The organism is Nocardiopsis chromatogenes YIM 90109, assembly GCF_000341185.1.
In the GTDB taxonomy this organism is placed as follows: Bacteria; Actinomycetota; Actinomycetes; order Streptosporangiales; family Streptosporangiaceae; genus Nocardiopsis_A; species Nocardiopsis_A chromatogenes.
Genome location: NZ_ANBH01000047.1, coordinates 1 through 18,279, shown reverse-complemented (window position 1 = coordinate 18,279; position 18,279 = coordinate 1). Strand labels below are relative to the sequence as shown.

Here is an 18,279-nt window from a genome sequence, read left to right as displayed (position 1 = left end):
GGGACGGCGGGGAAGGCGGCGGTCGCCGCCGCCACGGTGAGCAGCGCGCAGGCCGCCGCGGCGGAGCGGAGGTGCATGCCGCCATCCTGCCATCACCGCGGGCGCCCGTTCCCGCGGCCACCCCGGGTGAGGACCGGGCCGGTTGCGGGCATGCTCCGGCTACCACCGTCGGCGGAAAGGAAGGCCCCCATGAGGATCGTCGCCTGCCTTAACGGCGGCCGCCGCCCCGGCGCGCACCCGGCGCTGCCGGTCTCGGCCGAGCAGGTCGCCCTGGACGCCGCGGCGGCGGTGGCCGCCGGCGCCGACGAGGTGCACGTCCACCCCCGGGACGGCTCCGGCGCCGAGGCGCTGGAGCCGCAGGTGCTCACCCCGCTGCTGGCGCGGCTGCGCGCCGACCTGCCGGAGGTGCCGGTGAGCGTGACCACCGCGCTCACCGCCGAGCCCGACCCGTGGCGCCGCTACGACCTGGTGCAGCGGTGGGGCGCGCTGCCCGACGCGGTGACGGTGAACCTGCACGAGCCGGGGGCGGTGGAGGTGGCCCGGCTGCTGGCCGACCGCCGGGTGCGGGTGGAGGCGGGGCTGGCCACGGTCGAGGCGGCGCGGCTGCTGGCGGCGCTCGGTTCGGCGGTGGAGTTCGACCGGGTGCTGGTGGAGCCGGACGCGGCCGACGCGGAGCGGGCGCTGGCCGAGGCCGAGCGGATCGGGGCGGTGCTGGACCGGGCGGGCGTGGGGCTGCCGCGGCTGGTGCACGGGGCCGAGGGGGCGGCCTGGCCGGTGCTGGACGCGGCGGCCGAAGCCGGGCACGACGTGCGGATCGGGCTGGAGGACACGCTGCTCGGACCGGACGGCGAACAGGCGCGGGACAACGCGGCCCTGGTGGCGGCGGCGGTGGAGCGGGTCAGCCCACGAGCGCGCCGATGACGACGATCAGCATGATCGCCGCGAGGACCGTCGGCAGCAGCCAGCGCTGCTTTCTGTTGTTGGTCAGCATGCTCATGGCGCCTTCAGCCTAGCGCCCACGTCGCGGCGGTCCGGTACCGGTGCTCCCCGTCCTGCGGGCGGCTCTCCACCAGGTGCACCTCACCGACCTCCCAGAACGGCGTGGCCAGCGCGGTGGTGAGGGCGGTGCGCAGTCCGGCCAGGTCGGCGGGGCGGCGGCTGCGGGCCAGGGTGAGATGCGGCACGAAGGGGCGGCGCTCGACCCGCGCGCCGCGTCTGCGGGCGGCCCGGCGCAGCCCGGCGGCGGGCCCGGCCAGGGGGACGCCCCGCTCGCCCTGCACGCCCGCCCACAGGACGGTGGCGGCGCCGTCGTCCCCGGGGAAGGTCCCGGCGCCGCGCAAGGAGATGCGTTCGGGCCGGTGGCGGGCGAGTTCGGTGCTGAAGGCCCTCTCCAGCCCGGGGAGGCCGCCGGGGTCGGTCTCGCCGAGGAAGAGCAGGGTGATGTGCCGGTCGTCGCGCCGGGACCAGCGCAGACCCGGGCCCTCCTGGACACCGAGCGCGGCGGCGACGGCCGCCTCCACCTCGTCCAGCACGTCCTCGGGAGGGGTGACCGCGATGAACAGGCGCATACCGCAAGCCTGGCACCCGGGGACCCAGGAGGAAAGCCCCGATGATCCCGCCGGGTGTGCCGCCGTACCGGCGGTTTCGGCGGCGCCCCCGTCGATGGTGCCCGCCGGCCCCTCGGCGGCCGTCACCGCCGTCGGCGGGCGGCCGAGGAGCGGGCCGCCGGTCGGGGCCTCGAAGGCGGGCCGGGACCGCCACGAAGCCGTAGCGGGCCTCTGGCCCGGCCGGACGGCGCCCCCGCGGCCGTTCCCCTTCCCAACGGGGCCGCCGCCGGGGCGCCGTTGACAGGGCGTGTCGCTTGGAACAGGTCCGTAGCGGGCGGCGTTCAGGCGTGCCCATCGCAAGGCCGCCGTGTTCCCGAAAAAGCAGGAGGAGTCGGCCTGGGCGTGCTGTCGACTGATGAGAACGCAGCGAGGGACGTGCCCGGGCCCCGCGCAACAGGGCCTGATCCAAGCAGGACGCCCTAGGGGCCTACCGGGTCCCGGGCGATGGAGACGAACGGGCGGCCCCGGGTCAGGCGCACGCGGGCCCTCACGCGGCGGGCCAGCAGGGCGCCCACCACCGCCGTCACGACCAGGGTGACGACGCCGCCGAGCGCCAGGCTCACCCTCGGGCCGAAGGTGTCGGCCAGCACCCCGACGATGGGCGCACCGATCGGGGCCATGCCCAAGAACACCAGCATGTACATGCTCATGACCCGGCCCCGCAGTTGCGGGTCGACGCTGAGCTGGAAGAAGGCGTTCTGGGTGGCGGTGAAGGTCAGGAAGGCGATGCCCATCGGCAGCAGCGCCAGGGTGAAGGACGTGTAGCCGGGCGCGAGCGCCGCGGCCACTTCGGTGGCCCCGAAGGCGAACGCGCCGATGAGCACGGTGCGCAGCCGCGGCCGCTCCCGCCGGGCCGACAGCAGCGCCCCGGCCAGGGCGCCCACCGCCAGCGCGGCCGCCGAGACCCCGAAGGCGGCCGCACCGGCGGTGAAGACGTTGTTGGTCATCAGCGCGATCTGGTTCTGCACGTTCGAGCCGAACATCTGCAGGAACGCGGTCATCACCAGCAGCAGCACCAGGTCGGGGCGCCCGGCCACGTAGCGCAGGCCCTCCCGGGTCTGGCCCTTGGCGCGCGGCGCCGGTTCGGTGGTGTGCAGCTCGGAGGGGCGCATCATCCACAGCCCGGTGAGCACCGCGGCGAACGAGGCGGCGTTGATGAGGAAGACCGGGCCGCTGCCGACGGCGGCGATGAGCAGCCCGGCCACGGCCGGGCCGAGCACCCGGCCGAGCTGGAAGCTGGCGCTGTTGAGGGCGATGGCGTTGGGCAGGTCGCGCTTGCCGACCATCTCCACCACGAAGGTCTGCCGCGCCGGGTTGTCGAGCACGGTGATCAGGCCCAGGCCCACGGCGAACACGTACACGTGCCACACCTGGGCGGCGCCCGCGGTGGCCAGCACGCCCAGGCCGAGGGCGAGGACGCCCATGGAGGCCTGGGTGGCGATGAGGAGCCGCCGCTTCCCGGCCCGGTCGACGACGGTGCCGCCCCACAGGCCCAGCACCAGCATCGGCAGGAACTGCAGGGCGGTGGTGATGCCCAGGGCGATGCCGCTGCCGTCGCTGAGCTGCAGCACCAGCCAGTCCTGGGCGATGCGCTGCATCCAGGTGCCGGTGTTGGAGACGACCTGCCCGACCGCGAAGAGGCGGTAGTTGCGGATCGCGAGGGAGCGGAACATGGCCGGGCCCCGGCGGCGCGGCCCGGTTCCGTCGGGGCCCGTAATACCGGTGTCCCCGTCACTGTCCCCGGTTCCGGGCCCGGGCCCGGGCCCGGAACCGGCTAACTCCGGCTCAGCCGGTCCAGGATCTCCGCAGCCACCCGCAGCGTCTCCCTCTCCTGCGGTTCCAGCTCGGCCAGTCTCCGGGCCAGCCACTCCTCCCGCCGCCTCGTGTCCTGGCGCACCAGGGCCCGCCCCTGGTCCGTCAGGTCCACCAGGTGCTGCCGCCGGTCCTGCGGGTGCGGTTCCCGCCGCACCAGCGCGCGCTCCTCCAGCGCGCTGATGATCCGCGTCATCGACGGGGGCTGCACCTTCTCGTGGTCGGCCAGCGCCCGCGGGGTCATCCGGCCGTGCCGGGCGAGCGTGAACAGGACGGCCCCCTGTCCGAGGGACAGCGAGGTGTCCGGGCGCTGTGCCCGCAGCCGCCTGGCCAGGCGCCCCACGGCCACGCGCAGGTCGGCCTCCAGCCCGGGGCTGCTCGGCTCCGGGTCGGGCGGGGCGGGAGGGTCCGCGCGCTCCGGGGGCTCCAGGGGCTCCGAGGCGGGTGTCTTCTCGTCCATCTTCTCGAAAGGGTCGGGGTTCCTCATTAGCGGGGCTCATTACTCTTGCTAACGAAATCGCGCGCCCGCCTCATTCCCCCCAGGCCAGAGCCCCGGGGACGCGCTCTTCACACCCCGCACAGGGGCCCGTGGGGGCGCCACCGCGGCGGCACCCCCACGGACGCGGCCTCACGGGCACGGCCTTCGGGCGGGCACGGCAGCCTACCCCGGCCGCGCGCTACAGGCCGAGCAGGGCCTCGATCGGCTCCAGGCAGAAGAAGACGAGGAAGGCCGCGGAGACGACCCACAGCAGCGGGTGCACCTCCTTGGGGCGCCCCTGCACCGTCCGGATGAAGGTGTAGGTGATGAACCCGATGCCGATCCCGTTGGTGATCGAGTAGGTGAACGGCATCGCGGCGATGGTCAGGAAGGCCGGGATGCCGAGGCCCGCGTCGGAGAAGTCGATCTTGGTCACCTGGGTCATCATCATGAAGCCGACGATGATGAGCACCGGGGTGGCCGCCTCGAACGGCACCAGCTCCACGAGCGGCGCGAACAGGGTGGCCGCCAGGAAGAGCAGGCCGGTGACCACGGGGGCGATGCCGGTGCGGGCGCCCTCGCCCACACCCGCCGAGGACTCGGCGAACACCGTGTTGACCGAGGCCGAGGCGCCGCCGCCGGCGAGCGTGCCCACGGCGTCCACCACCAGCACCTCGCGGGCGCGCGGCAGGTTGCCCTCCTCGTCGAGCATCCCGGCCTGGCCGCCGACGCCGACCATGGTGCCCATCGTGTCGAAGAAGTCGGCCAGCAGCAGCGTGAAGACGAGCAGGATCACCATCACCGCGCTGATGTTGGCGAAGCCGCCGAACAGGTTGAACTCGCCGACCAGGCTGAAGTCGGGCACCGAGAGCACGTCGCCGAGCGCGGTGGGCACCGCGGGCGCGGTCAGCGACCACCCCTCGGGCGCGGCGGTCGCCTCGACGACGATCGCCACCGCGGTGGCCACGCCGATTCCGATGAGCATGGCGCCCTTGACCCTGCGCACGATGAGCGCGATGGTCAGCGCCAGCCCGAGCACGAACACGGCGATGGGCCAGCCGGACAGCGCCCCGTCGCCGAGCTGCACCGGGACGGTGCTGTTCGCGGCGTCGGGCACGCGGGTGATGAACCCGGCGTTCACGAAGCCGACGAAGGCCAGGAACATGCCCACGCCGACGGCGATGGCGGTCTTGAGCCCGGCGGGGATGGCGCGGAAGACGGCGGTGCGGAAGCCGGTGAGCACCAGCACCAACAGCACCAGCCCTTCGAGCACCACCAGGCCCATGGCGTCGGCCCAGGTCATCTGGGGGGCGAGCGAGTAGGCCACGATCACGTTGAGGCCCATCCCGGCCGCCACCGCGAAGGGGTAGCGGCTGACGACGCCCATGAGGATGGAGATCACGCCGCCGACCAGCGCCGTGGTGGCGGCGACCCGGGCGATGCCCAGCTCGTCCCCGGCGGCGTCCGGAGCGGTCCCGATGATCAGCGGGTTCAGCACGATGATGTAGGCCATCGCGAAGAAGGTGGCCAGGCCGCCGCGGATCTCCCGGGCGAAGGTGGAGCCGCGCGCGCTGACCTGGAAGTACCGGTCGACGCGTGCGCGCATCCCGGAGGCGGCGGAAGGGCTGTCTGCGGCGGAGGGCGCCGGGGGTGGTGTTGCGTTCACTCGCTCGACCTTGGCATCTCGGTGATGGCGGCGGGGTTGCCGGACGGAACCAGATTAGTTGCATATTCACACGAAAGCGGACATCTCCGACGTCAGGACGATCGTAGATTCCTCCAAACGCGCCGGAGCGGCAGGGGTCCACGGGGCGCACGTGTGACCCGCCTCTCCCCCGCCCGGGCCCCGGATCCGGGCCCCCGCGCCGGGCGCGCCCGCCGGGCCCGGTGTTCTAGCCTGGAGGCGTGCGCACACCACGACGCCCCGACCCCGAGGTCATGGAGAGCGACTACCGCATCCCGACCGCCCTCGGGACGCTGGCCTGGGCGATCGCGCTCATCGTGCTGCTGGTGCGCGGCGACGGCCTCGCCGTCGGCGAGCGGTGGTGGATCTGGGTCTGCGCGGTCGGCATCGCCCTGGGCGTGTTCGGCTACTTCTACGTCCCCCACCTGCTGGGCAAGCGCGCGGCCGCCGAGGAGCGCCGCGAACGGGAGCGTGCGGACACTTCCGGTGCCCCCGATAATGGGCCCCGTGCCTGAATCGCTCCGCCCGTTCCCGCGCCGGCTCGCCGACCGGCTCCGGCGCATCCTGATCGACGCCGACTACACCGTCTCCGGTGTGCGCGACCGGCTCGGCGGCACCGCCGCCCGGGCCCTGGCCCGCGAGCAGCTCGTGCCCGCACTGCGCGCCACCGGCGGCGAGGAGGGGCTGGGGCTGCTGCTGCGCCTGTGGTGGCTGCAGGAGCCCATCTCCGAGAAGTCCGCGCGCGCCCTGCTGCCGGTCGACGAGCTCGCCGAACACGGCCTGGTGGCGGTCGCCGAGGGCGACGTGCGCGCGCTGGTCCACCTCGGGCCGTGGGAACTCGAGGAGGGCCGCCCCGGCTACGTCGTCAGCGACCCGACGGTGCGCCCCGGGCAGGGTGTGCCGCACCCCGACCACGTCGTCGGGGCGGGCGGCGCCTCGGCCACCCTCTCCAAGCTGATCGTGGACGGCCCCTTCGAGCGCGCGCTCGACCTGGGCACCGGCTGCGGCGTCCAGGCCCTCCACCTGGCCTCGCGCGCCGGTGAGGTGGTGGGCACCGACCTGAACCCGCGCGCGCTGCGCATGGCCGAGATGAGCTGCGCCCTGTCCGGCGTGGAGAACGCCGCCATGCGGGAGGGCTCGCTCTTCGCCCCGGTCGAGGGCGAGCGCTTCGGGCTGATCGTGTCCAACCCGCCGTTCGTCATCACGCCCGACCCGGCCCGGTACACCTACCGGGAGTCCGACATGGGCGGCGACGCCCTCTGCGCCGAGCTGGTGCGCCGCGCCCCGGACCACCTCACCGACGGCGGATGGTGCCAGCTGCTGGGCAACTGGCTGCACGTGGACGGGGAGGACTGGCGCGACCGGGTCGGCGGCTGGGTGGCCGGGACCGGCTGCTCGGGCTGGGTGGTCCAGCGCGACGTGCAGGACCCGGCCGAGTACGTGGAGCTGTGGCTGCGCGACTCCTGCGAGCACGGCAGCCCGGAGTACACCCGCCGCTACGACGCCTGGCTGGACTACTTCGAGCGGGAGGGCGTGGAGGGGGTCGGCTTCGGCTGGATCTGCCTGCGCAACGACGGCGCCCAGGACGCGGCGGTGCGGGTGGAGGAGCTGCGCCACGAGATCGAGCAGCCGGTCGGGCCCTACCTGCCCGGCGTGGTCGACGGCGCGATGACCGCCCACCGGCTCACCGACGCCGCGCTGCTGTCCACGCACGTGGCCCTGGCGCCGGGCGTGGTGGAGGAGCGCATCGGGGTGCCGGGGGCGCCCGACCCGCAGCGCATCGTGCTGCGCCAGGAGAACGGCCTGCGCCGCGCCGCCCAGGTCGGCACGGTGGAGGCGGCCTTGGCGGGGGTGTGCGACGGCACCATGCCGGTGGGGCCGCTGCTGGACGCCATCGCCCAGCTGATCGAGCAGGACCCGGCCCAGGTGCGCGAGGACGCCCCGGACGTGCTGCGCTCCCTGATCGCCGAGGGCTTCTTCCGCGTCGCACGGTAGAGGGCCGCCCCCGAGGTACCCCGCTCAAGGACCCCGGCCGGACGGTGGGCCCCTCACCGACGATCTCGACGAAAGTGCTGTCATTCCGGCGGATTCGGCAGCACTTTCGTCGAGATCATCGCGGGGAGGACGCGGCGGCCCGGCGGCCGACAACGCCGCGGGCAGGGCCGCCGACCTCCGTCGTCGCCGCCCTACTCCAAGTCGGCCTCGGCCAGCAGGAACGGGACGCGGTCCGGGGCCCGCAGGACCGCCGCCACCAGGTGGCGGCGCGGCCACACCTCCGCCGACCAGCACAGGGCCCGCGCCAGTCCCTCCGGGGTGGAGGCGTGCAGGGCCCCATCGGCCACCCGCCACTCCACCTCGGTGCCGTCCACGACCAGCGTGTCGTGGTGCACGTAGGTCAGCGCGCCCTCCGGGACGAACAGGCGCACCTCGTCCGGGACCGGGCGCACCCGGCCCGAGGACTCCACCCGGCCCTCGACCGCCTCCGACAGCAGCGACAGGTCGAGCACGTCGGCCAGCGCCTCGGCGGAGGCCGCCGGTGCGGGCAGCAGCGGCCGCCCCTCCGCCAGCGGCAGCAGGTCGGGGGCGTCCACCACGGCCGCGTCCTCGGCGTCGGCCACCACGATGGCGCCGCCGCCGACCGCCCGCACCCGCTCGGGCGGCACCACCCGCTCGGCCGGGACATGGGCCAGCGCCGCCCAGATCCGCCGCAGCGCCGCGTGCTCCACGTGCCGGTCCGGGTCGGCCAGGCGCTCCAGCAGGTCGTCCGGGCCGTCCGGGTCGGCGAGCAGCTCCTCCAGCGAGGAGCGCACGCCCACCGCCCGCGCCAGCTCCGGGTCGAGCCCCTCCGGCGCCAGGGCGTAGAGCCCCTCCAGCACCGGGTCGGCACCGGGCAGGCGCAGGTCCGAGGGGCGGTGCCCGCCGATGCTCGCCCCGGTCCGCAGCCACCAGGCGGTGTAGGAGGGCACGTCGGCGGCGCGGCCGCCTTCGAGCAGCAGCCGCGCGGGCTCGGTGACGGCGCGGCGGGCCGGGGAGCCCGCGAGCAGCTCCAGCGCGCGCTCCCACCGGTCGGGGCGGACGAACTCCAGGTCCGCCACGGCCGTCAGCTCGGGCACGGTCGGCGGCAGGTCCTCCTCACCCGCGCGGCGGACGGCGTCCTCGGCCCACTCCTCCAGCCCGTCGACGGGCAGATCGTCGAGGGACTCCTCCAGCGCCTCCCCGAGGGTGACGTCCTCGGCGCGCAGCACCGCGAAGCCGTCCAGGCAGCCCACCGCGGCCAGCACCGCGCGGCCGTACCCCTCCACCAGGTCCGGGGCGACGACGCCGAAGGGGGCGTCGTCGGCGAGGATCCCGCGCAGCGGGCTGTCCGGGAGCAGCAGCTCCCCGGCGACGGTGTAGCCGCCCTCGTCGTCGCGCAGGGCCAGCTCCGCCAGCCAGGGGCGCTCGGTGCCCGGCCCGGTCGCCGCCCCGGCGGCCGCGACCAGCTCCAGCACGGGGCCGCTCACCGCCTCGGGGTCGTCGGCGTCCAGGGATTCGCCGACCGCGGCGCGCACGGCCGGGTCGTCCAGGACGGCCTGCTCCCCGGCCTCGACGGCGCCGAGCCGCAGCAGCAGCGGGTCGGCCGCCTGTGCGTGCACGAGGCGAACGCCCAACGGGGCGAGCGCGGCGGGGTCCAGGACCCCCGCGCCGAAGGTCTCACCGGCGGGCAGCAGCAGCCCGCGCGGGCCGCGCACGAGGCGGCCGTCGGCCAGCGGCACCGGCAGCGCGCCCAGCTCGTCCAGGTCGGTGCCGCGGTCGGCGCATGTGCGCAGCGCCCGGTACAGCCCCGCCCACCAGGAGGGCTCGGCGTCCCGGTCGGCCAGCAGGTCGGCGAGTTCGGCCGGGCCCAGGCGGCGCACCCGGAGCTGGGCGAGGGCGGGGTGGCCCGCGTCGGCGCCGGGGCCCAGCGCGGTCGGCAGGACCTCCGCCAGCACCTCGGCCACCGGCGGGCCGGGCTCGACGAGAACGGCGTCCAGCGGCCGCACGGGGCGGCCGTGCACGGTGCGCAGGAACGGCGCCTCCTGCAGCGGTTTGGCGGCCGCGGCGCGGAAGTGCCCGTCGAAGGGGCCGTGGGCCAGGGAGGGCAGCGGCACCAGGTCGAGGGCGGCGCGCGGCTCCAGCCCGCACAGCAGCGCGGCGTAGGCCTCGGCGGCCTCGGCCACCAGGGCTTCGACGGCGGGGCCGTCGGCGATCCGGCGCCGGTCGGGGGTGAGCGGGAAGGTGCCGATGAGCAGGGCGGGCAGGGCCAGCTCGGCGTCGCTGGGGGTGGGGGCGTGCACCACCCGGGGCACGCCGTCGGGGAGCCCGGCCGCCCCGTCGTCGGCGACGGCGGTGGCCCAGGTGAGCGTCCACTCCAGGCGCGAGCGCTCCTCGGTGGGACGGTCGGCCAGCAGGGAGGGCTCGAAGGTGCCGGTGCGGGTGACGGTGCGCCAGCGGGTGGTGCGCTCGGCGCCGCCCTCCTCGACGGTGGTGACGACGTCGGCGGAGCCGGCCGCGCCCTCGGCGGCGTCGGAGGCCAGGCCGTCGCCGGTGTCCGGCGCGGCGGATGCGGGGTCCGCGGCACCGGGGGCCTCGGCGGGCGCCCTGCGCAGCACCCGGGCGGGGCGGCCGTCGGATTCGACGCGCACCTCCGCCAAGGCGGGCAGGGCCAGCAGCAGGGCCTCCCCGGTCCCGTCGAGCAGCTCGGCGACGCGCCGCGAGGTGTCCTCGTCGCGCAGCCGCAGCGTGACGGCGGTGGTGTACCCCTCAGGGACGTCGGCCCCGGCGTCCTCGGGGCCGACGGCGAAGGGCAGACGCAACAGCGGCAGGTCGCCGCCGCGCCGCTCCAGCTCCTCGGTCAGGCCGGAGCCGCTGGGCCCACCGCGCACCTCCTCCACGGCGAGCGCGCGCGACCAGCGCACCGCGCCTTCCGTGGAGGCGGCGGTGACCTCGTCGGACAGGGAGGCGACGGCGGAGAAGCCGACGCCGAAGCGCCCCACGGCCCCCTGCCCCTCAGCGCCGCGCTTGGCCGAGGCCCGCAGCGTCGACATCGACTCCACGCCGCCGGCGGTCAGCGGCGCCCCGGTGTTGGCGGCGGTCAGCACGCCGCCGTCGAGGCGCAGCAGCAGGCGGCCCGCGCCGCCCGCGCGGGCGGCGGCGTCGGCGGCGTTCTGGGCCAGCTCGACGAGGGCACGGTCCTTGTAGCCGCCGAGTGCGTGGTCCTCCTCGGTGTTGGCGTCCTCACGGAACCGCGCGGGCGCGGCCGCCCAGCCGTCGAGCACGCGGCGGCGCAGCTCCGCGGTACCGAACGGATCGGTCTGCCTGGCCGGCATGGGGACTCCTCCCGAGTGGGTGCGGCACTACCGTACGCGACCGCGGGAGGACCGTCGGAAGGGTTTTCCCGACGTGCCCGGCAGCCCCGTCGGCCGCCTCGGCCCGGGCAGGGTCCCCGGAGCGGCGTGCACGCCATCCGACCAGGTCGGCGCGGTGGTCAAAGGACCGGGCCGGGCCCGGCCCCGCATTCGGAACCCCTGACCGGCGGCCCCCCCGCCGACGGCGGCCGTGACCGCGGGCACGTCTGTGGCCCGGCACCTGTGCACGCCGCCCCGGGCGGCTTTCGGCCGCCCGGCCGGACGGCATCCGCTGGAGTGGGAGAGGATTCGGCGGTCGCGGCCGCCGACGGGCGCGCGGGACGTGCCCCTTCGGCGGCCGGGCCGCGATGGTCAGCCCTCGGAGGAGACCAGTTCCAGTTCGGTGGTGTCGTCGAAGACGATGTGGTCGTACCCGAGCTCGTCGATGACGGGCGCGGGTGCGGGCTCGGTGCGCACCGCCTCGCGGACGGCCTCGGAGTGGGCGCCGCAGCCGTGGTCGTAGGAGACGACCCGGCCGTCGTCGGGGGCGAACTCGTTGGCGCACACGCCGAACATCCGGCGCAGCCCGCCCGCCAGGGGCGTCATGAATCCGCAGGTGGCGCAGGTGGCCGGGGCGGCCGACGCGATCGGGCTGCGCGGCCCGGCGTCGCCGTTGTACCAGCGGTCGGCGGCGGCGTCGCGGCCCTCCCGGGACAGCACCCGGGGACGGCCCAGGCCCGGCTCCCACGGGGCGGTGCGGTCGTCGGCCTCCTCTTCGAGGGCGTCCGCGGGGGCGTACGCGAAGCCGGGCTCCAGCCGCTCGTCGTCGGCGGAGGTGGGGAGCAGGTCGCCCACCCCGAGGTCGCCGGGGCGCAGCCGCTCCTTCCACGGCACCCACTGCGCCGCCAGCAGCGCATCGGGCCCCGGGAGCTGCACGGCCTCGTTGACGGTGACGACCTTGGCGCGCGCCGCGCGTACCACGGTGACGGCGTAGTGCCATCCCGGGTAGGCGGGGTCGCGGCTCTCGAACAGGTGGGTGACCAGGCGGTCGCCCTCCACGTGTGCGGACAGGTGATCGCCGACCCACTCCGGACGGGAGATCTCGACGGCGGCGGTCCGCGCGAGGTCGACCGCCTCGATGCATGCCTTGTCTGGTGCGGGGTTACGACGGCTAGGGCTCACATACTCCATCTTCGCCGATGGGAACCACCGCCGAGGCCACGACACCGACTCGATAGACGACCGTTACGTCGGATTGGGGAGGTACGGGGGCTTTCCTCCGGCCTCCCCCGGCGATCTGTGGCGGGCGCCACAGCGCGGCGCCCGCGAACCGGCTCAGGCCTCCAGGTCGTCGGCGACCACCCGCAGCACCTGCGCGATCTTGGCGGCCTCCTTGCGGTCGGGATGCTTGCCGCGCCGGTAGGTCGCCGAGACGCCGTCCAGGAGCTTGATCAGGTCCTCGACGATGACCACCATCTCGTCGGGCTTCTTGCGCATGGCCTTGGCCACCGAGCGCGGCGCGTCGAGCAGCTTGACCTGCAGCGCCTGGGCGCCCTTGCGCCCGTCCACGACGCCGAACTCCACCCGCTGGCCGGCGCGCAGGGACGTGGTCCCCGCGGGCAGCGCCGAAGAGTGCACGAAGACCTCACCGCCGTCGTCGCGGGTGAGAAAGCCGAATCCCTTGTCGCCGTCGTACCACTTGACCTTGCCGGTGGGCACGTGTGACCTCACGCTCTCGCCGTCGGACCCTAAGGGGCGAGGCCGGGGAATCCGCCCGTCCATGGGGCGAAAGTCCGCTCGGCCTCTCGGGCCCATCCTTCCATAGAGGTCTTTCCAGGCTAGTCCTCGACGAAGCGGATGAGGCAGGGACCGAAGCCCTCACATTCCTCGAAATGGCCATAAACCCGGTGGGCCATATCCGGCCACCCCGCACAGACGAGAGGCCCGGACGCGGATCTCCGGGCCTCTCCTTGACGACCGCCCCTGTCACCGCTGGTTGCGGAGTTCAGGACGGGACCCGGCGGGACCGGGGCGGTGTCAATTCCCATGCGCCCCGCCCGGCGACCGGCGCCGAACCCGGGAGCGCACCGTCATGATTACCCGCGGCCCGAACCCGCCACGCCCGCGAAACCCCTGGCCAAGAAGGTTATTCCGGAGGATTTAACCGGCGATGACCCGAACGGCGCGCGGCGGGGCCGATCCGCGCCACCAGGTACACCGCACAGGCCGCCGCGGCCGCCCGCAGCCCGACCACCCCGGTCGAGGTGAGCGACTCCAGCACGATCTGGTCGACGTAGGGCGCGTCCCCGCGCCAGAACGCCATGGCGACCAGGGTGGCCGCCGGGGGCACCCCGGCCAGCACCCACTTGTCGCGGCGCGGCCAGACCCGGCTCAGCACCACCATCACTCCCCCGACGGCCCACAGGAACGCGGACTGGTCCGCCAGCGCGCTCCCCGCGTACAGCACGAGCACCAAGAACTCGGAGGGGTGGTCGCGGAACGCCGCGACAGTGTCGGACCAGCGCCGACTCCGCCCCCGGCCGGGCGCCTCCCAGTCGCGGAGGGCGGCGATCGGGGTTCCGTGCTCGGGCCGGACGGACACCGCCCGGGCGGTCCCGGCCCGCGTCCCCAGCCACCCGCTGTCGGGGCCGCCCCGCCACGGCGGGGGCGTGCGCGCCCGGAAGACCGATGAGGCCGCGTCGTCGCCGCCTCCGTGATCGCCTCCGCCGCCTCCGTCCTCGGCGCCGGACCCCCGCCCCTCCTCCGCGTCCTCCTCGGCGCCCTCGACTCCGCCCCCGGAGGCGGTCTCGGCGCGCACCAGATCGGCCGGGTCGCCGATGGCCTTCAGCACCCGGCGCACGTCGTCGGCGGTGTCGGCCCCCGCCTTCCGGCAGGCCTCGTCCACCCGGTGGCGCACCTCCCTGAGGAACGCGGCACGCCGCCGCGAGGGGACCGCACCGTAGGCGGCGTCCCCCACCCGTGACAGGTAGTCCAGCACCACGCGCTCGGGCCGCTCGATCATGGACACATGGTGCACCGACCGGGCCGCCGGTACGCCCCGTCTCCGGGGTTCGGATTCGGGACGGCGCACTTCGGAGGCGAAACGGTGACCGAAAGTGGCCACGCAATCGCGCTCCGGAAGGTATAGATGGGACCGCGCCCCGCCCGCCCCGTCCGGGCGCGCGGGGAATCCCCGGTGCCGTCCGGCACCACCAGCGACAGCGAGAGGCAGAGCATGCGCGCACGCCGAACGGCGGTCCTGGCCGCCGCCCTGACCGGGCTGCTGGCGACCGCGGCCCCCGCGGCCGCGGACGACGGCGGCTCCGGCGTCCTGGAGCTGTACTCGGCCCCGGGGCTGGGCCACACCGTGCTCCAGGGCGGGGGCTGCCACACCTTCCCCGACAAGCGGATGGTGACCTTCGCCGACTCCGAACCCGCCGCCGACTACGTCTTCCACCCCGGTCCCGGCTGCACCGGGGTGCCGGTGGACTCCGGCCGCGACGACAGCCAGTGGATCCCGCCGCTGTACGGGGTGCGCTCGGTCGACGTCCGTTTCGGCTGACCGCCCCGCGGGCGCGGCGCCGGGGACGGAGCGCCCGCATGGCCCGCCGGGTCCGGCGGCGGCTAGGCTGCAAGCGCCCCCGACGCCCGAGAGGCCCAGAGAGGATCGCCCGGCCGCCATGAGCGAACCCCAGCTGCCGCCCGGTGCCGCGTCCCCCCGCGACGAACGGGCCCCGTCCGCCGAGCGGACCGCCGACTCCCCCGCGGACGGCGCCCCGAGGGCCGGAGGCGGCTCCAGCTCCACCATGGCGCTCATCCTGCACGCGCTGACCTTCCTGTGCTGCGGCAACTGGATCTTCGGGATCGTCGGCATCGTGTTCGCCGTGCGCGCCGCGCACGCGCGCGACCGCGGCCAGGCCGAGCAGGCCGAGATCCTCACCCGCTACTCCTGGTACTGCCTGGGCGCGGCGGCGGTGATGTTCACCGTCATGGCCGTGCTGACGCTGTGGATGTTCACCCAGGCCGGGTCGTGGGTGCAGGACGCGGTTCCGGTGCCGGTCGGGTACTGAGGGACGGCCGCGGGCGGGCCGCACGGACGCCCGCCGCCGGTCGCGTGGGCCCCGGCCGCACACGCGCGGCGGGAACCCGGGAGCGCTCCCCGCCGTCGTGGTTATCGTGGAGGGAGCCGCCGCCCGCCACGACGGCGCACCGGGGGAGGGGGAACGGCCGTGCAGGGACACCGCTCGGCGATCGAGCGCTTCTGGGAGGACTCCGGGCCGAACCCGGTGCTCGGGAGCGCCCCGCCGTCCGCCCCGGGCCCCGTGGCCCACCCGGTCCCGCCGGCGCCGCCCCCCGGCCCGGCCCACCCGGTGACGCGGCCCGGGGCCTCCGCGGCGGCCCCGGCCGCACCGCTCGCCCCGCCGGTCCCGGCGCCGCCCGCGGGCCCGCCGCCGCGCACGGGCGCCGCCGTGGCCGCCCTGCTGTGCGCCATGCTCACCCTGGCCTTCCCCGGCCTCGGACTCCTCCTCGGGTTCCCCGTGCTGGCCGTCCTGACCAACGTCCCGGGACTGGTGTTCGGGCTGCTGGCCCTGGCCAACCGCCGCGACCCCGAGGCGGTCGAGCGCAACATCGCCCGGACCTGGGCCAGCAACCTCGGCTACCTGCTGCTGCTCGCGTTCATCGCGCTGGCCGTCTCGGCGCTGGTGGCCGCACTGACCGTCTGAACCGCCCCCTCCCCCGCGACGTTCGCCACCGGACGGAGCGAACCGTTCGCGCCCGCCCCGCCGTCCTACCGACGACGAGCCCGCACCGCCGAGCACGACCGATCCGAGAGGGGCACCCGATGAGCTCACCCTGGCCGGGCCACGAGCACGACCCCCAACAGCACCCCGGCGGGTACGGACCGCCCCCCGGCTACGCGACCGGCCCACAGCCGCAGTCCCCCTACGGGCAGTACCCCCAAGGACAGCAGCCCGTCGGCCCCCCGCCACCCGTTCCCTACGGCCCGCCGATGGTGAACCCGGAGGTCGAGGAGACCCGGGGCGGGGCGATCGCCGCACTGGTCACCAGCGCGGTGACGCTGATGTTCTGCGGCTCGCCCGTCAGCGTCGTCGGCATCGTCTTCGGCATCCTGGCCATGGTGGAGAAGCAGGACGCGGAGAAGGCGCGGCGCTTCACCAAGTACTCCTGGATCGCCACCATCTGCGGCATCGTGGCCATGGTGCTGCTGGTCCTCATCCTCTTCGCCCTGCCGTTCCTGATCGCGCTGGGAGCGGCGGCGGGGGAGGGAACGGTGTGAGGCCGGGCGGCCCCGCGCATGCGGGGCCGCCGCCTCACAGCGAGGGCAGCGCCCCCATGAGCAGGGTGCCGCCCGCGATGGCCCAGGCCATCACCGCGTAGGTCAGGGTGCGCGTGCGCAGCTCCGGGTCGACGCGCATGGCCGGGGTGGCGAACGCGGCCACCATCAGGACCATCGCGAGCATCGCCGGGATGGTGGAGGCGATGGCGAAGATCGTCATCTGGTGCGCGCACGCCGCGTAGCCCGGCGCCCCGGGATCGCCACAGAACACGTCGTCGTCTCCTGGTCCGAAGGTCGGGTGCTCCAGCACCGTACCGCTCTCCGCGGGGAAATTCCGCCGCGCACGGTTTACACCGGGCCGCGCCGCGTCCAATCATGAGGGTGACCCCGACCACAGGAGGTACCCCCCATGGCCGACCCCTCCGGGCGCACCGGCTTCCGATCCATCGGCGGCGGCGGTCTGAACTGGGATTCCTTCCCGCTCCGGCTCTTCGCCAAGGGGAACGCGAAGTTCTGGGACCCCGCCGCGATCGACGTCACCCGGGACGCCGAGGACTGGAAGTCCCTCAGCACCGAGGCCCAGGAGCGCATCCTGCGCCTGTGCGCCCAGTTCGCCGCCGGGGAGGAGGCGGTGACCGAGGACATCCAGCCGTTCGTGCGCGCCATGGCCGCCGAGGGGCGGCTGGGCGACGAGATGTACCTGACGCAGTTCGCCTTCGAGGAGGCCAAGCACGTGCAGGCGTTCCGGCTCTGGCTGGACGCCCTGGGCGTCACCCACGACCTGCACGACCACGTCGACCGCAACGAGGGCTACCGGGCCCTGTTCTACGAGGAGCTCCCCGCCTCGCTCAACACGCTGCTCGACGACCCGAGCCCGCGCAACCAGGTGCGGGCCTCGGTCACCTACAACCACGTCATCGAGGGCGCCCTGGCCCTGACCGGCTACTACGCCTGGAACCACATCTGCACGGCCCGCGGCATCTTCCCGGGCATGCGCGAGATCATCCGCCGCATCGGCGACGACGAGCGCCGCCACATGGCCTGGGGGACCTTCACCTGCCGCCGCCACGTCGCCGCCGACGACGCCCTGTGGCCGGTGGTCACCGAGCGCCTGGACGAGCTGCTGCCGCACCTGAAGGCCACCGTGGAGCGCGACGACCAGCCCATGGCCGACGACGAGGACCAGCAGTACCAGCTCCCGCAGGGCGAGCTGCTGGAGTACGCCACCGACCGGGCGCTGCGGCGGCTCGGGGCGATCGAGACCGCGCGCGGGGTGCCGGTGGCCCGCATCGACCTGGACGCCTCCCCCGAGGAGCTGGAGGAGCGGTTCGGGGAGGAGGACCGCCAGGCCATGTCCCGCCTGGAGTAGCCGCCGCGGAGCGCCGGGCGGGGGCGGGTCAGCGCTTGCCCTCCAGCAGCACCAGGTCGATCGCGATGCCCGAGGCCACCGCCAGCGTCTTCAGCGGGTCGGGCAGGTTCGGGTAGCGCTGCCAGACCTGGTAGCTGTCGGCGGCGGTGAAGAACTCGCCGAGGTTGGGGAAGTTGCGGTCCACGCGCCCCACCTCGTGCTCGTTGTTGTCGAGGATCTGGAACTCGAAGGCGCCGAAGTTCCCCCGGACCGTGCCCACCTGCTGCTTCCAGGCGTCGAGGAGCCGGAAGCTGGCCTTGAAAAGCTTGAAGTCCTGGTCGATGTAGCCGATCGGACGCCCGTCGGGGTAGGCGATGGTCGTCGTGGCGGTGAACATCGCCCAGGACTTCTCGATGTACAGGCGCGGTCGGCCCCAAGCGTCGTTCACCATGAGCTTGCGGGCGAAACCGGCGGTGTTCTCCGCGACGAACCGCAGCGCCTTCATACCGCCGCTGAGGCCCACCTCGTGGACGTGTGCGGCGAGGCGCCCGTGCGCGTCATAGCAGTAGTACTCCGACTCGTCGACGAAGAAACGCTTGGGCTGCTTCACCACGATCGGCACAGTGTTGAACAGGTCCACGAACGGCTTCGACGCGCACGGAGGCGGAGCGGTTCCGTGGAATCC

At 74.9% G+C, this 18,279-nt stretch carries 18 protein-coding genes; 8 read left to right on the top strand and 10 right to left on the bottom strand.

Annotated elements, in window-relative coordinates:
* Positions 1–189: 189 nt before the first annotated feature.
* Complete coding sequence (locus D476_RS0104325; protein WP_017622747.1) at positions 190–921, top strand: 3-keto-5-aminohexanoate cleavage protein; 732 nt, start codon at positions 190–192, stop codon at positions 919–921.
* A gap of 83 nt (positions 922–1,004) precedes the next feature.
* On the opposite strand, the gene thpR is transcribed toward D476_RS0104325, so the two are convergent.
* From thpR to D476_RS0104300, 4 genes are all read right to left on the bottom strand, one after another.
* A complete protein-coding gene (gene thpR, locus D476_RS0104315) occupies positions 1,005–1,568 on the bottom strand; it encodes an RNA 2',3'-cyclic phosphodiesterase (RefSeq protein ID WP_017622745.1) in 564 nt (187 codons plus the stop codon).
* 458 nt (positions 1,569–2,026) lie between these two features.
* Complete coding sequence (locus D476_RS0104310; RefSeq protein WP_017622744.1) at positions 2,027–3,280, bottom strand: MFS transporter; 1,254 nt, start codon at positions 3,278–3,280, stop codon at positions 2,027–2,029.
* Positions 3,281–3,381: 101 nt separating this feature from the next.
* Positions 3,382–3,906 (bottom strand): MarR family winged helix-turn-helix transcriptional regulator, encoded by a 525-nt coding sequence (locus D476_RS0104305; protein WP_017622743.1) that lies wholly within the window; start codon positions 3,904–3,906, stop codon positions 3,382–3,384.
* A 190-nt stretch (positions 3,907–4,096) separates the two neighbouring features.
* Positions 4,097–5,563, bottom strand: a complete 1,467-nt coding sequence (locus D476_RS0104300) for an NCS2 family permease (protein WP_026123230.1) — start codon at positions 5,561–5,563, stop codon at positions 4,097–4,099.
* Between the two features lie 272 nt (positions 5,564–5,835).
* Here D476_RS0104300 and D476_RS0104295 point away from each other — a divergent pair, with 272 nt between their 5' ends.
* Both D476_RS0104295 and D476_RS0104290 read left to right on the top strand, forming a co-directional pair.
* A complete protein-coding gene (locus tag D476_RS0104295) occupies positions 5,836–6,096 on the top strand; it encodes a DUF2530 domain-containing protein (protein WP_017622741.1) in 261 nt (86 codons plus the stop codon).
* Complete coding sequence (locus tag D476_RS0104290; protein ID WP_017622740.1) at positions 6,080–7,576, top strand: DUF7059 domain-containing protein; 1,497 nt, start codon at positions 6,080–6,082, stop codon at positions 7,574–7,576. The genes D476_RS0104295 and D476_RS0104290 overlap by 17 nt, the downstream gene beginning before the upstream one ends.
* 191 nt (positions 7,577–7,767) lie before the next feature.
* Here D476_RS0104290 and D476_RS0104285 read toward each other — a convergent pair whose 3' ends face one another.
* The 4 genes from D476_RS0104285 to D476_RS0104270 form a co-directional block, all read right to left on the bottom strand.
* The gene (locus D476_RS0104285; RefSeq protein ID WP_017622739.1) at positions 7,768–10,929 is read right to left on the bottom strand and encodes a sacsin N-terminal ATP-binding-like domain-containing protein; all 3,162 of its coding nucleotides are present in this window, start codon (positions 10,927–10,929) and stop codon (positions 7,768–7,770) included.
* 390 nt (positions 10,930–11,319) lie between these two features.
* Positions 11,320–12,138: a DUF3027 domain-containing protein gene (locus tag D476_RS0104280; protein WP_192826351.1), complete on the bottom strand. Its 819-nt coding sequence runs from the start codon at positions 12,136–12,138 to the stop codon at positions 11,320–11,322.
* Positions 12,139–12,282: 144 nt separating this feature from the next.
* A complete protein-coding gene (locus D476_RS0104275) occupies positions 12,283–12,666 on the bottom strand; it encodes a cold-shock protein (protein ID WP_017622737.1) in 384 nt (127 codons plus the stop codon).
* Between the two features lie 427 nt (positions 12,667–13,093).
* Positions 13,094–13,969 (bottom strand): hypothetical protein, encoded by an 876-nt coding sequence (locus tag D476_RS0104270; protein WP_152529209.1) that lies wholly within the window; start codon positions 13,967–13,969, stop codon positions 13,094–13,096.
* 213 nt (positions 13,970–14,182) lie between these two features.
* Here D476_RS0104270 and D476_RS0104265 point away from each other — a divergent pair, with 213 nt between their 5' ends.
* The 4 genes from D476_RS0104265 to D476_RS0104250 all read left to right on the top strand — a co-directional run bounded on the left by D476_RS0104265 (position 14,183) and on the right by D476_RS0104250 (position 16,246).
* The gene (locus tag D476_RS0104265; RefSeq protein ID WP_026123226.1) at positions 14,183–14,509 is read left to right on the top strand and encodes a hypothetical protein; all 327 of its coding nucleotides are present in this window, start codon (positions 14,183–14,185) and stop codon (positions 14,507–14,509) included.
* Between the two features lie 118 nt (positions 14,510–14,627).
* Positions 14,628–15,017: a CD225/dispanin family protein gene (locus D476_RS0104260; protein ID WP_017622735.1), complete on the top strand. Its 390-nt coding sequence runs from the start codon at positions 14,628–14,630 to the stop codon at positions 15,015–15,017.
* Positions 15,018–15,176: 159 nt separating this feature from the next.
* On the top strand, positions 15,177–15,671 hold the full coding sequence (locus tag D476_RS0104255) for a hypothetical protein (protein ID WP_026123225.1): 495 nt from the start codon (positions 15,177–15,179) through the stop codon (positions 15,669–15,671).
* Between the two features lie 119 nt (positions 15,672–15,790).
* Positions 15,791–16,246, top strand: coding sequence for a DUF4190 domain-containing protein (locus D476_RS0104250; RefSeq protein WP_026123224.1), 456 nt, complete (start codon positions 15,791–15,793; stop codon positions 16,244–16,246).
* Between the two features lie 34 nt (positions 16,247–16,280).
* On the opposite strand, the gene D476_RS0104245 is transcribed toward D476_RS0104250, so the two are convergent.
* On the bottom strand, positions 16,281–16,517 hold the full coding sequence (locus D476_RS0104245) for a hypothetical protein (RefSeq protein ID WP_026123223.1): 237 nt from the start codon (positions 16,515–16,517) through the stop codon (positions 16,281–16,283).
* A gap of 138 nt (positions 16,518–16,655) precedes the next feature.
* Here D476_RS0104245 and D476_RS0104240 point away from each other — a divergent pair, with 138 nt between their 5' ends.
* The gene (locus D476_RS0104240) at positions 16,656–17,615 is read left to right on the top strand and encodes a R2-like ligand-binding oxidase (protein WP_017622732.1); all 960 of its coding nucleotides are present in this window, start codon (positions 16,656–16,658) and stop codon (positions 17,613–17,615) included.
* A 28-nt stretch (positions 17,616–17,643) separates the two neighbouring features.
* Here D476_RS0104240 and D476_RS0104235 read toward each other — a convergent pair whose 3' ends face one another.
* Complete coding sequence (locus D476_RS0104235) at positions 17,644–18,234, bottom strand: phospholipid scramblase-related protein (RefSeq protein WP_017622731.1); 591 nt, start codon at positions 18,232–18,234, stop codon at positions 17,644–17,646.
* Between the last annotated feature and the right edge of the window lie 45 nt (positions 18,235–18,279).

Excerpts from the sequence above, each read along its gene's own strand:
- D476_RS0104325 (WP_017622747.1), top strand. The coding sequence starts at position 190 with ATGAGGATCGTCGCCTGCCTTAACGGCGGCCGCCGCCCCGGCGCGCAC.
- thpR (WP_017622745.1), bottom strand. The coding sequence starts at position 1,568 with ATGCGCCTGTTCATCGCGGTCACCCCTCCCGAGGACGTGCTGGACGAG.
- D476_RS0104310 (WP_017622744.1), bottom strand. The coding sequence starts at position 3,280 with ATGTTCCGCTCCCTCGCGATCCGCAACTACCGCCTCTTCGCGGTCGGG.
- D476_RS0104305 (WP_017622743.1), bottom strand. The coding sequence starts at position 3,906 with ATGAGGAACCCCGACCCTTTCGAGAAGATGGACGAGAAGACACCCGCC.
- D476_RS0104295 (WP_017622741.1), top strand. The coding sequence starts at position 5,836 with ATGGAGAGCGACTACCGCATCCCGACCGCCCTCGGGACGCTGGCCTGG.
- D476_RS0104290 (WP_017622740.1), top strand. The coding sequence starts at position 6,080 with ATGGGCCCCGTGCCTGAATCGCTCCGCCCGTTCCCGCGCCGGCTCGCC.
- D476_RS0104285 (WP_017622739.1), bottom strand. The coding sequence starts at position 10,929 with ATGCCGGCCAGGCAGACCGATCCGTTCGGTACCGCGGAGCTGCGCCGC.
- D476_RS0104280 (WP_192826351.1), bottom strand. The coding sequence starts at position 12,138 with ATGGAGTATGTGAGCCCTAGCCGTCGTAACCCCGCACCAGACAAGGCA.
- D476_RS0104270 (WP_152529209.1), bottom strand. The coding sequence starts at position 13,969 with ATGATCGAGCGGCCCGAGCGCGTGGTGCTGGACTACCTGTCACGGGTG.
- D476_RS0104265 (WP_026123226.1), top strand. The coding sequence starts at position 14,183 with ATGCGCGCACGCCGAACGGCGGTCCTGGCCGCCGCCCTGACCGGGCTG.
- D476_RS0104260 (WP_017622735.1), top strand. The coding sequence starts at position 14,628 with ATGAGCGAACCCCAGCTGCCGCCCGGTGCCGCGTCCCCCCGCGACGAA.
- D476_RS0104250 (WP_026123224.1), top strand. The coding sequence starts at position 15,791 with ATGAGCTCACCCTGGCCGGGCCACGAGCACGACCCCCAACAGCACCCC.
- D476_RS0104240 (WP_017622732.1), top strand. The coding sequence starts at position 16,656 with ATGGCCGACCCCTCCGGGCGCACCGGCTTCCGATCCATCGGCGGCGGC.